Below are 13,545 nucleotides of genomic sequence, written 5' to 3' on the forward strand. Positions count from 1 at the left end.
GTGTGCCGAGCTCTGCGGTTAGCTGTCTGGAGGTTGACTGTCGTGCGCTCTGGTTTGCGGGGCGTTCCGTTACGATGGATAGAGTCAGGATCTATGGATACTAATAAGACGAGTCAGGCCTGGGTTCTCCAGATATGCCATGGCTACGATGGACCGTTTCTCGACTGCGCACGCCAATATGCGGTGCTTTTCGCGAATACACCTTACAAGGTAGTGACCGTCTACCTGACTGGTAAGTATGACCCGGAGGTGGAGCGGCAATCAGCCTCTGACGAAGTCATCTTCCTTGGCTACAGCAGCAAGGCTCTGAGGGGGCTTAAACTCAGCGCGATTCAAGCTATTCGCCGTATCGCGTCGCAACGCAATTTCGCATTGTGCATCGCCCATCGTTCCAAACCAGCTTATGTGGCGCTGCTTGGAACGCGCCTCCCGGTGATAGGCATTCATCACGCTTTTGGCGATTATGAGCGGCGGTCACGCCAGCTATTCGCCAAGCTGTTTCGCAAGCGTCTTTATTTGTTCGGAGTGTCCGACGCCGTACGTGATGATATACGCGCCTGCCTGCCTGATTGGCCGGAGCAGCGCATACAGACTCTCTATAACCGCATCGACCTACAGGCCGTTCAGTCAGAGCAGCTCACGAGAGCGGCCGCTCGCGAAGCACTCGGGCTTGCGGAGCACGCCTGGGTAATTGGCAACGTGGGTCGGCTACACCCTGACAAGGACCAGGCAACGCTGATTCGGGCATTCGCCGACGCCTTGCCGAACTTGCCTGACACTAGCCTGTTGGCAATTGCGGGCAAGGGGCGGCTGGAGGCCGAGCTGAAGGCATTGGCCGACTCCCTGGGGATCAGCGGGCAGGTACGTTTCTTGGGGCAGGTGCCTCTGGCCCGTCGGTATTTCAAGGCATTTGACGTATTTGCGCTGAGTTCGGATCATGAGCCTTTTGGCATGGTTTTGCTCGAAGCGATGGCCGCAGGGCTGCCCGTAGTGTGCAGCGACTGCGGCGGAGGACGTGAGGTGGTTGGCGAGGAGGGCCAGTTGTTTACATTCGGTGACTGGCGTGCACTGTCTGCCAGCCTGCAAAAGGTCGCATGTGCCAAACAGGTCGAGCTGGATCGGCTTCGCGAAGAGATGCGTACGCGCCTGGAAAACTGTTTTGTCGACGCTGCCGTCGCTCCACGGTTTTTCAATGCTCTGTCTGGATGGCCGGCGTGTCGTCTGTAAACGGAGGGGTGGTTCCCCTGGTAAGCGTGATAGTGCCTTGCTACAACTATGGCGCTTTCGTTGGCGAGGCCCTGCTCAGCATTCTTCAGCAGGATCATGACGCGATTGAATTGATTGTGGTCGACGACGGCTCGACGGATGACAGTGCGGCGCGTATCAAGGAAACGCTGGTGGGCTGGAAACAGTATTCGAATGTCCGTCGAGTCGAATTTGTCTGTCAGGCCAATCAAGGTGTCAGCGCCGCGCTCAACAAGGGGCTCGAGTTGGCTACAGGTGAGCTCGTGGCGACCTTTGACGCGGATGATGTAATGGTGGCCGGGCGCCTCGCGCTGCAGGCCGATTACCTCGTTGCGCATCCTGAGGTGGGTTGCCTCGGTGGGCGGGCGGTGCGGATTGATCAACAAGGGCAGGTTCTGCCCAAGAAGAACAAGGTTCGGCAAGTACGGCGTTACGACTTCGCTCAGGCACTCGCTGCCTCTTTGGTGGTCGGCGGCAATCTCGTCATGTACAGGCGTGACGCGATGATGGCGGCCGGTGGTTACGACCCGGCATTGCGTGTGCAGGATTTTCAGATGACGCTGAAGATCGCCCATGCGGGCTATTTCATCGATGTGCTGCCCGATGTGGTTACGTTGTATCGCAAGCACGGTCGCGGTCTTTCCGGTAATTACCTGGCTGAGTATCGCTACGGCATGCAATTGCTGGATATGTACCGCGAGCATCCCGCTTACGAGTCGGGAAAGGCCCGGTTGATAACCAAGATACTTGGGCCAGCGGTCACTCACGACAAGCGTTTCGCCTGGAGCCTGGTCACGATGGTGCCTTTGCGGCAATGGGATCGCCAGCTTTGGAAACGCTTCCGGCATTTACTTTTCAAGCGCCAGCGTAACGAGCAGCCTTGTTAGGATGCTGGCGAAAACTTTAGCTGACAGGCCCGCTTGGCGATCCCGTATCGCGGTAGCACTGCTTTAGGATGACGATTCATGTTGCAGATACCAGAGGGCGATACGCCTGCCGCAGGTAGGCGTAAGTACCTCATTCTTGATGGTATAGGTGGAGTGCCGCTTGGTCGGGAGTTGTTCGATGCGTTCAGGCAGGCCGGGAGCCAGGCCATCTACTGGGACGCCTTGCAACAGGAACCCAGGCGCTGGTACGGACTGTCCTCGGCGGTTTTCAAAGCGCGTAACAAGGCACGCGATAGCGATGGCTTCTCCTATCTGCCACGCTTGCCGCTGGAACCGTTGCGCCATTTGCTGCGGGCGGAAGCACCCACTCATGTGGTGGTGGTGGGTTTTCTCTACAAGCATTATGACGTCGGTCAGGTAGCCGAAATGGTGCGCAGCGCCGGCGCTCGCTTCATTCTTTACGATACCGATAGCTGCAACCTCTATTCCAAACGCCGGGAGTTTCTGTATTTCATCGAGCAAGAGTTGCCCCGCTACGACCAGCTGTTTTCTTTTTCCGAAACGACGACGCGTTTTTTTCGGGAAACACTTGGCTTGCAAGCGCTGCATTTACCCTTTGGGGCAGTGGCAGTGCCCGATCAGAGGCTTGAAAAGGAGCGCGATGTAGTCTTTGTTGGCAGTGCCGATCTGCGCCGGGTTTTCCTGCTGGAAAACATTCGAGAACAGCTTTCCATTCGCGGGAATCGCTGGCGCCGTAATTATCCGCTTATGTCCTCGACGCTACGCCAGTGTGTCGATGATCGCCCTGTTTGGGGGGAGGAGCTGCAGGTACTGTTGCAGAGCTCACGAATCGTGCTGAACATCACGCGATCGGATTTCTACGGTGCCGAGACCGGTGTAAATCTGCGCATATTCGAGGCGGTGTCGGCTGGTTGTTTCCTGCTGACCGATTATTGCGAAGAAATCGCTTCACTGTTTACGCCCGGCGAGGACATTGAAGTGTTTCGATCGGGTGCTGAACTGAAGGACAAGGTCAACTTTTACCTCGCTCATCCAGAAGAGCGTGTACGCATCGCGAAAAATGGCCAGGCTCGCTTTATGCGGGAACATACCTGGGCGCATCGCGTCGCGCACATTCTCGCAATTGACTGACCGCATGTGATGTCGGACTTCTCCCCTATTACTTGAGATCATGTTTTCTTATGACTGATTCTGTTGCGGGCGCGGTTGAACAGCCCGCTTGTTTTGATGTGGTAATTCTCAGCTTCGCCAGGGATGAAGCCCTGCGTCAGGTGACTGAGCATTGCCTTGATTCGCTGGTTGCTTCGGAAGATCCTGCGAATATCCGCTTTCGTATCTGGGTACTTGAGTCAAATGCCGCTAGCCCGGCGTACCTGCAGCCAGGCGTTGAAACGCTGTATCCCGACACACCGTTCAACTACCACGCCTATATGAACCTGGGGATCAGAGAGGGGGTGGCGCCGTTTGTGGCTATCTGCAATAACGATCTTTCCTTCCACTCCGGTTGGGCATCGGAGCTGTTGCGGGTGTTCGTCAGTGACCCAGGCATCAGCAGCGCCAGTCCGGTGTGTTCCTTGCACCATCCGCGCAACGGTTTTGCTCTGCATAGCGGCATTTACCCGGGTTACGGCGTACTGCGTGAGATATCCGGCTGGTGTCTGGTGTTTCGTCGTTCGATCCTGGACATCATCGGTGAGCTGGATGAGCGGTTCTATTTTTGGTACGCCGATAACGACTATGCGCTGACGCTGCAGTCCCACGGCCTTGGGCATGTTCTTGTGACCTCGTCGGTCGTCGATCACCTCGATAGCCGAACGCTGAGCACGCATACGTCGGCACGGCAATGGTTGATGACCAAGCGCTCCAAATACACGTTCGAGGAGAAATGGCAGGGTAAGAGTTGGGGTTATCTGGCCCGTAAGAAGATCAAGCTGTACCTCAAGTTCCCGCTTTACTATTTCGGATTGAAAAAGATCAAATGATTCGCTTTTCATTGCAAAGGCCCGGACCGTGATATCCATCGTCATCTGCAGCGTGCAGCCCGCCCGCCTAAGTGCAGTCAGCCTCAATATTGCATCGACCATTGGCGTCGAGTACGAATTGATTGCAATCGACAATAGCGTTGAGGGGCGCGGGCTATGCGAGGTCTATAACGAAGGTGCATCCCAGGCGAGTCATGAATTCATCTGCTTCGTTCACGAGGATGTCGCCTTTCTGAAGGATGGCTGGGGCTTGCGCGCGCTCGCTCATTTCTCAGCCGACGCCGAACTGGCATTGCTTGGTCTTGCCGGCAGTCGTTACAAGGCAAGAACACCCTCCGGTTGGCACAGCGGTGACGAGGCGGATGTGTGCCTCAACGTTCATCATGGAGGTTCGCCTGACAACGCCATACACGCCTTTGCCAGGCCGGATGTGTGCGGTGCAGCAAACTGTATTCCCGTGGTAGCCCTGGATGGTGTCTGGATGTTCGTCAGGCGCTCGATCTGGGCCGCGGTACGCTTCGATGAAGGACTGAAGGGATTTCATTTCTATGACGTCGACTTCAGCTTGCGAGTCGCCCTGGTGGGGAAGGTCGGCGTGGCATTCGATATTGACTTGCTGCACTTTTCCCTCGGCAGTTTCCGCGAGGCCTGGGCACTTAAGGCGCTTGACTATGCAGCGCGTCCGCCTTGCCGGCTGCCGCGGCAGGTTGAATCGTCTCTGAGCCCTGCGCAAATCCGCCGCAAGGAGGCGTTGGCTGTGCGCTATTGGCTGCGTTTGCTGAGGCGTGCCCACTTGCCGACGGCGATCCGCTGGCGTTGGCTTAGAAGTGCGAACATTCAGCGCTACCCGTCACTCTGGCGGCTGGCGTTGAAATTCCTGTGGCGTTAATCCTGGCGAGTAATCTCACAGTAACGAAAGACCGAGGCGCCAAGCACATGATCGGCCAGTGCCCGAACATCGGTCGGCGAGCCGATCAGCGCGACTATTTCGTCGACGTTTGTGAACGACGGCAGGTTCTGAGCGTGCAGGTTCAGGCTTGTAGCACGGTAAAGGGCGCACGGGACATCGAACAGCGTGGCTTCGAACAGGCTGGTGGTATTGAAGCCTACAGCGAGCGCATACCGGCGTGTCGACAGGGCGTGCGCCAAGGTAGGGCTGCGATCCAGAGTCGCGCGGGCAGGCAGCGCTTCGACAAGCGCGGGGTTGTCCACAAGCAGGGGGTGTAGGCGGATCGTCAGCGCGTAGTCCTTGGGCAATCTGGCCAGTTCGTTGAGCAGTTTCACACTGTCCGCGACATAGCGTTTGCCCGGCAGTAGACAAAGAACGTGCTGGCCGGTCGAAGCTGCAGGCTCATTTGTCAAAGGTGGCATCTGTACGGGATTGATATAACCCGCAACCTGCATGTCGAAATCGGGCGCTTGGCCACGTTCTTGATGAAAGGCGGTTATTTCGTCCCGGCAGAACTCGCTCCACACCAGTAGCGTCTGCGCGGTGACATTTTCATAATTGATGATGTCGATGGGGAATTCGTTACGGTAGCGGTGATAGAGACCATGTTGCAGCGAGTAGGTGTTGATGCCTCGCTGTCTACATGCGTGGACGAGGAAGCATTCAGGTATGTTGGCGCTGTTGTAACTGATCAGCGAGGTTATGCGCTCGGTGACACCCGACTCCTCGATGGCTTTCACCTGTTTGATGGTGTAGCAAAGTGCGCTGAATATATAAAACCGTTCCAGGACGGACTGCTTGCAGGTGAGCGCTATTTTCAATGCTGCATGCATGGCCGACCAATCCAGGGACGTATAGGCATCTTCCTTGATGGCGGGTATATAGCTGATGCTCAGCTTGCGGTCGTTGGCCAGCCTGCTGCCGATAGCGAGCGCCAGACGCGTTTGGTCCTCCCTGTCGCAGTGCCAGATATAGGTGTCGCCAACCAGCGCATGGCGGTAACTGTAACGCGGTGTCAAGCGGATCAACTTGATCGCTCTGCGTATTTTTTTCAGGGTGGGCCGTTGATCGAAGAACAGATGGATCAATACCGCGCAAGCCGGATTGCCTATTCGTTGTCCGTTATAAGTGGCTCGCTTCAGATTTTCTTTTGTTTTGACGTAGAGGCTGTACATGATCCGACCTATGAGGCAGCAGCGCGCTGTACTCAACAAAACCGAGGCGAAAACCCGCACGTGTTTTTTCTTGCATAAGATGACTCTTTCGCAAGGAGACGCCGCATGGGCAAAACGATAGTTTTTCAGAAGGAGCGTCTCGGGCGCAAACAAATCAGGGCATTATTCAGGCTTTTCAACGAGCTGATCGAGTTCGCGCCTGGGCGGGCCGTGGCAAAAATCCACGCAGAGGATGAGGCAATCTTCGTCAAGCGCTACAGGCGATCGATGAAGCCTTGGTGGAAGCGCATTCTACGCAGGGCCTATCGTTCTCCACTGCACAACGAGGCGATGCTGTTGGCGCGGCTGCAAACGCTGGATTTCCCCGCCCCAAGGCCGCTCATGTATGCCGAGTCACGCCGCCCAGGGTTTCACGAAAGTGTCCTGCTGACCGGCTTCCTACCGGGCGTGCCACTGGCTACCTTGAGCGGCGAGGCGTTACACCGCGGAGCATGTCAGTCGATGGCGCTGCTGGGCCGGCTGCATGCCCATGGCATCGTTCACGGCGACTGTAATCCGTACAACTTTCTTATTTCAGATGAGGCCCATGTGCTGGATTTCGAGCGCGCCGGTGTTTTCACACAGCAGGGCGTAGTAGAAGATTTCAAAAAGATCATGCTGCGGCTGGCTGATCTAGGGCTCGGTGAGTCGAATCTGGGCGAGGTGGCGCGTGCCTATTGCGAGGAAGCCGGTACGCCGCATTTCGATGCGCTCGCGTTGCTCGACGTATTGCAAGGTGTCCAGGTGGTGCGTAAACCGACACGCTGGCGCCCACCTCAAGAGCTGCGCGTTGCTCGATACACGAATTGACGCCGCTCCTGCCAAGGCTTCTCTGGCCGTGGTAGAGGGCTATGCAGAGCAGCCTGGGCAGCACGGACCATGCCGATTTGGTTGCAGGGTCCCTGATGGTACAATCCTGCGCTTCGCCCCAGAGCCATCACCCCATGCCTGATCCAAGCACTAATCCGCCCGCCCTCTCCAGCTTCAAGCTGTACATGCGGCTACTGAGCTACATGAGGCGTTACTGGCTGATGTTCGGGGTCAGCATGGTGGGCTACATCATTTTTGCGTCTACTCAGCCAATGCTGGCAGGTCTGCTCAAATACTTCGTCGATGGGCTCGCTGCACCGGAGGCCGGGGCGGTCGAGTTGCCGCTGCTGGGAAGCATGCAACTGCTTTACGGCGTACCGCTGGCGTTGCTGTTGATCACCATATGGCAGGGTATCGGCTCGTTTCTGGGCGGCTATTACCTGGCTCGGGTCTCGCTGGGGCTTGTTCAGGATTTGCGCATTGCGCTGTTCAACAATCTATTGACCCTGCCCAACCGCTATTTCGACAACCACTCCACCGGCTACCTGATTTCCCGTATCACCTACAACGTCGGCTCGGTGACTGGTGCCGCCACTGACGCACTCAAGGTGATGGTGCGCGAGGGGCTGACTGTAGTATTCCTGTTCGGTTACCTGCTGTGGATGAACTGGAAGTTGACCATGGTCATGGTGGCCATCCTTCCACTGATCGCGTTGATGGTGAAAAGCGCCAGCAAGAAGTTTCGCAGCCAGAGCCGAAAGATCCAGAGCGCCATGGGCGAGCTGACACACGTGTCGTCCGAAACCATCCAGAATTATCGGGTGGTGCGCAGTTTCGGTGGCGAGCGCTACGAGCGCGAACGGTTTCACGAGGCGAGCGAGGACAGCACCCGCAAGCAGCTGCGGATGACCCGTACCAGTGCGATCTATACCCCCAGCCTCCAGCTCGTGAACTATGCCGCGATGGCATTCCTCATGTTTCTGGTGCTGTTCCTGCGTGGTGACGCCAGCGTCGGGGATCTGGTGGCCTATATCACCGCCGCGGGCCTGCTGCCCAAGCCGATACGTCAACTTTCTGAAGTCAGCTCAACCATTCAGAAGGGGCTGGCTGGGGCGGAAAGCATATTCGAGCAACTGGATGAACAGCCTGAACCGGATCAGGGTACTGTGGAAAAAGACCGGGTAACCGGGGCGCTGGAAGTCAGTCACTTGAGCTTTACTTATCCGGGTACCGAGAAGGCCGTTTTGCAGGACATCAGCTTCACCGTCGAGCCCGGGCAGATGGTTGCCCTGGTCGGCCGCTCCGGGAGTGGCAAGTCGACATTGGCCAACCTGATTCCACGGTTCTATCAGCACGAAAAAGGGCAGATTCTTCTGGATGGGACGCCGGTAGAGGATTACCGCGTGGAAAATCTGAGGAAACATATCGCACTGGTGACGCAACAGGTCTCGCTATTCAATGACACCGTGCTGAACAATATTGCCTATGGCGATCTTCGGCAGGTACCACGTGAGGATGTCGAGCGGGCCGCGCGCGCTGCGTATGCCAGTGAGTTCATCGATCTGCTGCCGCGCGGGTTCGATACCACCGTGGGTGAGAACGGCGTCATGCTTTCAGGCGGGCAACGGCAGCGTCTGGCCATCGCCAGGGCATTGTTGAAGAGTGCCCCGCTGCTGATTCTGGATGAAGCCACCTCTGCGCTGGACACGGAGTCGGAGCGCTATATTCAGGCTGCTTTGGACAAGGTAATGGAAGGGCGGACAACCCTGGTTATCGCGCATCGTCTGTCCACGATCGAGAAAGCGGATCTGATTCTCGTGATGGATCAGGGGCGTATCGTCGAGCGAGGTACTCATGAGTCGCTGCTGGCGAGCAATGGCTACTATTCGCGCCTGCATGCAATGGGGCTCGATGAAGAGAGTAGCGATAGCGGTGATCAGCCAGCGAGTTGAGAAAGTTGCGTCAGTTTTTGCAGGGCGTCGTTGATAGCGGGTGAGCTGGTGTTCAGCTTGCAATCCGCCCGGCGGTGAGGCTACTGCGCTGACCCTTTATGTCAGGGCGCTTTGCGTACTTTGCATTCAGTTGCTGTCAAGGTTACCTGCTCCTGGCAATTCACGTGAAATTCACACTGGATTGCCCATCATCGCTCCGATCTTAGTTGAGTGGGGTGACTCTTGTGTGCGGGCCTGCGTCCAGGATGGCTCCATGCAGGTATGTTGAGCATTAGCGGAGCTTTGAAACGTGAGGGTTGTGAATGCGTCGGAGAGCGTCATGAAATGGCAGTGCTGCCATGCGCCGTTCCGGACGCTCACTTGTGGAATTGAACATGCTTGTTTTCGCGCTTCTGCAGTGTCGTACACGGACGATATCTGGATCATGAAGGAGTTCTGATGGCTGAAGCGGTAAAAGAGGCTAGCGCTCGCATGGAGGCGTTGCCGGCCGATTGCCGGCTCGCCCTCATTCCCTCGATGGGACTGGGAGACGGGTGCATTTATCTGGTTCTGGCGGCCAATCTTGCCAGGGCTGGCTATAACGTAACGGTGCTGAGCAACCATTTCAGCGCCCTCGATGACTGGTTGCCGTTGTTCGACGTTCGCCCCCTTCCTGCACCAGCGGAAACCTTCGTTGCCCTGGACGATTTCGATCTGGTTATATCCGATCTGGGAAGCATGCTTACTCGCCATGGCGACGACGTCGGTCAACTGGCTCGCCGTTATGTTTTCGTCGGTACGCTGCGTGTGGACTCTCGTTTCCTTGAGCAGCCTGGCGCCGAGGCCTTGGCGAAACTGCCCGTGGAAAAGTCGCGGTTACTGGCTCCCTTGGTGGCAGCCGCGGGAGCGCTACGTTGCCTGCCTGATGACCGAGCCACCATGGTCGAGCAGGCCGTGGCGTTCTGTCGCGATCGATTGGGACTGCCAGAGGCTTGTGACGATATTGGGCTGCGACTGCCTCCAGCGCTTCAGCATCGTCGACATGCTCATCGCGTAATGCTTCATCCGCTTTCCTACAATGCGAAGAAGAACTGGCCTGCTGAAAAGTACTTGGCGCTGGCTCGTCGTTTACGGCTGGCTGGGTATCAGCCACAGTTCGTTCTGTCGCCCAAGGAGCGCAGTGACTACTTGCATGTCTTTGAGCCTGAGTTCGAGGTGCCTCGCTTTCCCGACGTCAAGGCGCTCGCAGGTTACCTGTACGAGTCGGGTTATGTGATCGGCAATGACTCGGGCGTGGGACATTTGGCATCCGCTCTGGGTGTTCCGGTACTGACGCTGTATCGCAAGCGCAGCGATGGTTTTTGCTGGCGGCCAGGGTGGGGGCAGGGGCGGGTGGTACGCCCGGCTTTTTCGTTGAGTTTTTTACGCAATCACTGGGCTTTTTTCATGAGCGTCAATCGGGTTTCTCGCGCTTTTCGGGCTTTGTGTCAGCAAACTAAGGTGAACGGCAATGAGTAGTGCTGCAGCAATCACCATTGTCATTCCTGCCTATAACTACGCCTCTACTCTGGCTCGAACCGTTCGCTCCGTGATGCCCCAGCTGGATATGGACGATGAACTGCTGATCATCGATGACGGATCGACGGATAATACCCCCGAGGTCGTCGAGGCTTTAAGCGCGGAGTTTCCCGGACGATTCAAGGCACTGCGCAAAAATAATGGCGGGTTGGCCTCCGTTCGCAATCTTGGAATCGAATTGGCACGTCATGACTGGTTGATATTCCTGGATGCAGATGACGAAATGGCGCCTGATAGCCTCTCGCTGATTCGGGCGCACCTCTGCGTCAATCAGCAGACGCGCATGGTTATCGGCGGCCACTGGTCGGTTGACCAGGAGGGGCGCCGTCGCCGGCATTCCCCTGAGTGTCTTCCCGATACGCAACTTTTGCGCGTTCGTGCTTATCTGCTGGACAAGACGCTGAGTATTTCCAATGGCGCTTGCGTTATGCATCGCTCCATCTTCCAGGCTGGCAATTACCCCGAGCGGTTTCGCAATGCCGAAGATATTCCGGTATTCGCGCAGACTTTGGCGGCCTATCCGGTTTCGCTTCTACCCGAACCGCTGGCGATGATTCACAAGCACAGCGACAGTCTTCGTCATGATTTTGGCTCTAGCCTGGCGGGAGGTGTTGGGTTGGTCGACGAGGTTTTTGAACGACTGCCGGCTGAGCTGCAGGGGTTGCGTCCACCGTTTTATCAACAGCGTTGCTTATCTCTGTTTCGCAGTGCCTACCTGGCTGGCGATATCCTGGCGGCAAAGCAGTTTTACTGTCAGGCGGTTGCCAGTGACTGGCGAGTGTTGTTCAAGCTTTCCTATGCCAGGAAGGCGCTTCGTCTCTGGATGGGACGTCCTTATGGCTAAGGCTTTGAAAGTATTGCAACTGCAAACCCGATACAACGCGGCGGATACGAACTCGGATCTGGGTGAGCAGATCCTGGCAGGGTTGCCTCCTGAGCGTTTTGAGGTGGTCAATGCTTATCTCGAAGGTCGGCCAGCTCAGGGTATCGAGCATGGTGCCCGGCGGCAGGTATTTTTCGAATTCTCTGAAAGTGACATGAGCGGCTTGCGGCTCAAGGTACGCAAGCGCTTGTTGGCGTTTTGTAAGGAGGAGGGCTTCGATGTGGTGCTGTTGCACCGCTTCAAGACCGTCAACCTGTTCATGCACCTCAACAAGACCTTGCGCATCCCGCGCTGTATCGGTGTGTCCCATGGCTTTGGTGAATATGACCGCTTTTACCGGCGCTGGCAGGCGAGGCGCTCAATCGACGAGTGTTGGCGCTTCGTCGGCGTGTCGCCGGCCGTGGCCGACTACCTGATTGCCTTGCGCTGTGGCTTTACCAAGGCCAACACGGTGGCGATAACCAACGCCCTGGATATTGACCTGGCCGAATCCCTGCAGTTGTCGCGCAGCGAGGCTCGACAGGCGTTAGAGCTGCCCTCTGGAGCGCTGATCATAGGTGCCATAGGCCGGTTGGTGCCCATCAAGGGGCATGTCCACCTGATTCGCGCATTTGCCGCCCTGAGCGGCGAGTATCCGAATGTGAACCTGGCAATTATTGGTGGCGGCCGTGAGGCCGATAACCTTGCGGCGCTGGTGGGTGAGCTTGGGTTGCAAGGACGTGTGCATCTGTGTGGCACGCGACCGGATGCCATGCGGTATGTGAAGGCATTCGACGTCTTCGTCATGCCGTCGCTGCAAGAAGGACTCGGCCTCGCATTGCTGGAGGGTATGTGTGGCCGTCTGACGGTGCTCGGATCCGACATTCCGGCGATGCGCCCGTTGCTGAAAGGGGCTGGTGGGCGTTCGTTCGCGCCGGGGGATGTGCCTGCGCTGACCGAGCAATTGCGTGCAAGCCTCGCCGAAAGCGACGCTGCGCGTGCAGCAGCTGGCGAGCATGCTTACCAATATCTGCGACGTGAGCACAATATCGAGGATTTCCGTAACAAGTACCGTGCGCTCATTGAAGGTGATCGGCTGCTCGAGGGCCTGCCAACATGACCCAGGCCCATTCCCAGTTGCCATTGGTTTCAGTGCTGATTTCCTCCTACAACCATGCTGATTTCATTGAGGCCAGCATCCGAAGCGTATATGCCCAGACTTATCCCAACATCGAGTTGCTGGTGACCGACGATGGCTCACATGACGACAGCGTTGCGGTGATACAGCGGCTGCAGGTCGAACTTGGATTCGACTTCTTGGCTCGGGAGAACAAGGGGCTCTGCACCACGCTCAATGAGATGATCACCCGCAGCGCAGGCCGTTATATCGCTCCTTTGGGGTCGGATGACGTCATGCTTCCCGAACGTCTTGCGCTACAGATTCCCCTGATGGAACAGCATCCCGAAACCGGCATCTGTGCCGGCGGCATTGTGCTGATCGACGGCGATGGACAGCCGCTACCAGCAAAGAAACAGCGTTATCGTCCGGCACGGCGTTTGGACTTCGACGATCTGTTCATGGACCGCAAGCCGGGGCCGCCCGCTCCAACCCTGCTGTTCCGTCGGGAGGCGCTAGAGAGCGTCGGAGGTTTCGATCCTTCCATTCGTATCGAGGATTATTATGTAGAGCTTTGCATCGCGCATGCCGGGTACTACATCGACATAATGGAGGAGCCGCTAGCCTTGTATCGCGTGCACGGCAGCAACACCTACAAGAATCGTCGGTTGATGATCGAGACCGAGCTTGCGATCTACAAGCGTTTTGAACAGCATCCTGGTTATGAAACCACTCGTTTGCGTTACCTGAATGCGATGTTCACCAAGGTGGCGAGCGAGGACAGGGGGCTGGCAGGTGAGCTGCTGGCGCAGATTCCATGGCGCTCGCGCAATCTCAAAACGCTTAAGGGGCTGTGGCGTTACTGGCTCAAGCGGGATGCATGAAGCGCGGCGCCTTACTGTCCTTGTAGGGCTGTGATGGCCACGGTTTCATCAATTTGGTGGCTTGC

General features: G+C 56.9%; 12 protein-coding genes. 11 read left to right on the plus strand and 1 reads right to left on the minus strand.

Going from position 1 to position 13,545, the window contains the following annotated elements:
* Window positions 1-93: 93 nt before the first annotated feature.
* The 5 genes from ACZ0AV_RS15870 to ACZ0AV_RS15890 all read left to right on the plus strand — a co-directional run bounded on the left by ACZ0AV_RS15870 (window position 94) and on the right by ACZ0AV_RS15890 (window position 5,024).
* Complete coding sequence (locus ACZ0AV_RS15870) at window positions 94-1,227, plus strand: glycosyltransferase (RefSeq protein WP_499151915.1); 1,134 nt, start codon at window positions 94-96, stop codon at window positions 1,225-1,227.
* Window positions 1,215-2,132 (plus strand): glycosyltransferase family 2 protein, encoded by a 918-nt coding sequence (locus ACZ0AV_RS15875; protein WP_499151916.1) that lies wholly within the window; start codon window positions 1,215-1,217, stop codon window positions 2,130-2,132. The genes ACZ0AV_RS15870 and ACZ0AV_RS15875 overlap by 13 nt, the downstream gene beginning before the upstream one ends.
* 78 nt (window positions 2,133-2,210) lie before the next feature.
* Window positions 2,211-3,284, plus strand: a complete 1,074-nt coding sequence (locus ACZ0AV_RS15880; protein WP_499151917.1) for a CgeB family protein — start codon at window positions 2,211-2,213, stop codon at window positions 3,282-3,284.
* 50 nt (window positions 3,285-3,334) lie between these two features.
* On the plus strand, window positions 3,335-4,135 hold the full coding sequence (locus ACZ0AV_RS15885; RefSeq protein WP_499151918.1) for a glycosyltransferase family 2 protein: 801 nt from the start codon (window positions 3,335-3,337) through the stop codon (window positions 4,133-4,135).
* A 28-nt stretch (window positions 4,136-4,163) separates the two neighbouring features.
* Window positions 4,164-5,024 (plus strand): glycosyltransferase, encoded by an 861-nt coding sequence (locus ACZ0AV_RS15890; protein ID WP_499151919.1) that lies wholly within the window; start codon window positions 4,164-4,166, stop codon window positions 5,022-5,024.
* Here the strand turns inward: ACZ0AV_RS15890 and ACZ0AV_RS15895 are convergent.
* Window positions 5,021-6,259 (minus strand): hypothetical protein, encoded by a 1,239-nt coding sequence (locus ACZ0AV_RS15895; protein ID WP_499151920.1) that lies wholly within the window; start codon window positions 6,257-6,259, stop codon window positions 5,021-5,023. The genes ACZ0AV_RS15890 and ACZ0AV_RS15895 overlap by 4 nt on opposite strands.
* Before the next feature lie 105 nt (window positions 6,260-6,364).
* On the opposite strand from ACZ0AV_RS15895, the gene ACZ0AV_RS15900 reads away from it, so the two are divergent.
* The 6 genes from ACZ0AV_RS15900 (at window position 6,365) to ACZ0AV_RS15925 (ending at window position 13,480) form a co-directional block, all read left to right on the plus strand.
* Window positions 6,365-7,108, plus strand: a complete 744-nt coding sequence (locus tag ACZ0AV_RS15900) for a lipopolysaccharide kinase InaA family protein (RefSeq protein WP_499151921.1) — start codon at window positions 6,365-6,367, stop codon at window positions 7,106-7,108.
* A 134-nt stretch (window positions 7,109-7,242) separates the two neighbouring features.
* Window positions 7,243-9,060 (plus strand): lipid A export permease/ATP-binding protein MsbA, encoded by a 1,818-nt coding sequence (msbA, locus tag ACZ0AV_RS15905; protein ID WP_499153377.1) that lies wholly within the window; start codon window positions 7,243-7,245, stop codon window positions 9,058-9,060.
* 438 nt (window positions 9,061-9,498) lie between these two features.
* Complete coding sequence (locus tag ACZ0AV_RS15910) at window positions 9,499-10,557, plus strand: glycosyltransferase family 9 protein (protein WP_499151922.1); 1,059 nt, start codon at window positions 9,499-9,501, stop codon at window positions 10,555-10,557.
* The gene (locus tag ACZ0AV_RS15915; RefSeq protein ID WP_499151923.1) at window positions 10,550-11,461 is read left to right on the plus strand and encodes a glycosyltransferase family 2 protein; all 912 of its coding nucleotides are present in this window, start codon (window positions 10,550-10,552) and stop codon (window positions 11,459-11,461) included. Before ACZ0AV_RS15910 ends, ACZ0AV_RS15915 begins: the two co-directional genes overlap by 8 nt.
* Window positions 11,454-12,599, plus strand: coding sequence for a glycosyltransferase (locus ACZ0AV_RS15920; RefSeq protein WP_499151924.1), 1,146 nt, complete (start codon window positions 11,454-11,456; stop codon window positions 12,597-12,599). Before ACZ0AV_RS15915 ends, ACZ0AV_RS15920 begins: the two co-directional genes overlap by 8 nt.
* The gene (locus ACZ0AV_RS15925) at window positions 12,596-13,480 is read left to right on the plus strand and encodes a glycosyltransferase (protein ID WP_499151925.1); all 885 of its coding nucleotides are present in this window, start codon (window positions 12,596-12,598) and stop codon (window positions 13,478-13,480) included. The genes ACZ0AV_RS15920 and ACZ0AV_RS15925 overlap by 4 nt, the downstream gene beginning before the upstream one ends.
* Window positions 13,481-13,545: the final 65 nt, after the last annotated feature.

The sequence above is a fragment of the Pseudomonas sp. AC532 genome, from assembly GCF_979258965.1.

Excerpts from the sequence above, each read along its gene's own strand:
- ACZ0AV_RS15870 (WP_499151915.1), top strand. The coding sequence starts at position 94 with ATGGATACTAATAAGACGAGTCAGGCCTGGGTTCTCCAGATATGCCAT.
- ACZ0AV_RS15880 (WP_499151917.1), top strand. The coding sequence starts at position 2,211 with ATGTTGCAGATACCAGAGGGCGATACGCCTGCCGCAGGTAGGCGTAAG.
- ACZ0AV_RS15885 (WP_499151918.1), top strand. The coding sequence starts at position 3,335 with ATGACTGATTCTGTTGCGGGCGCGGTTGAACAGCCCGCTTGTTTTGAT.
- ACZ0AV_RS15895 (WP_499151920.1), bottom strand. The coding sequence starts at position 6,259 with ATGTACAGCCTCTACGTCAAAACAAAAGAAAATCTGAAGCGAGCCACT.
- ACZ0AV_RS15900 (WP_499151921.1), top strand. The coding sequence starts at position 6,365 with ATGGGCAAAACGATAGTTTTTCAGAAGGAGCGTCTCGGGCGCAAACAA.
- msbA (WP_499153377.1), top strand. The coding sequence starts at position 7,243 with ATGCCTGATCCAAGCACTAATCCGCCCGCCCTCTCCAGCTTCAAGCTG.
- ACZ0AV_RS15910 (WP_499151922.1), top strand. The coding sequence starts at position 9,499 with ATGGCTGAAGCGGTAAAAGAGGCTAGCGCTCGCATGGAGGCGTTGCCG.
- ACZ0AV_RS15915 (WP_499151923.1), top strand. The coding sequence starts at position 10,550 with ATGAGTAGTGCTGCAGCAATCACCATTGTCATTCCTGCCTATAACTAC.
- ACZ0AV_RS15920 (WP_499151924.1), top strand. The coding sequence starts at position 11,454 with ATGGCTAAGGCTTTGAAAGTATTGCAACTGCAAACCCGATACAACGCG.
- ACZ0AV_RS15925 (WP_499151925.1), top strand. The coding sequence starts at position 12,596 with ATGACCCAGGCCCATTCCCAGTTGCCATTGGTTTCAGTGCTGATTTCC.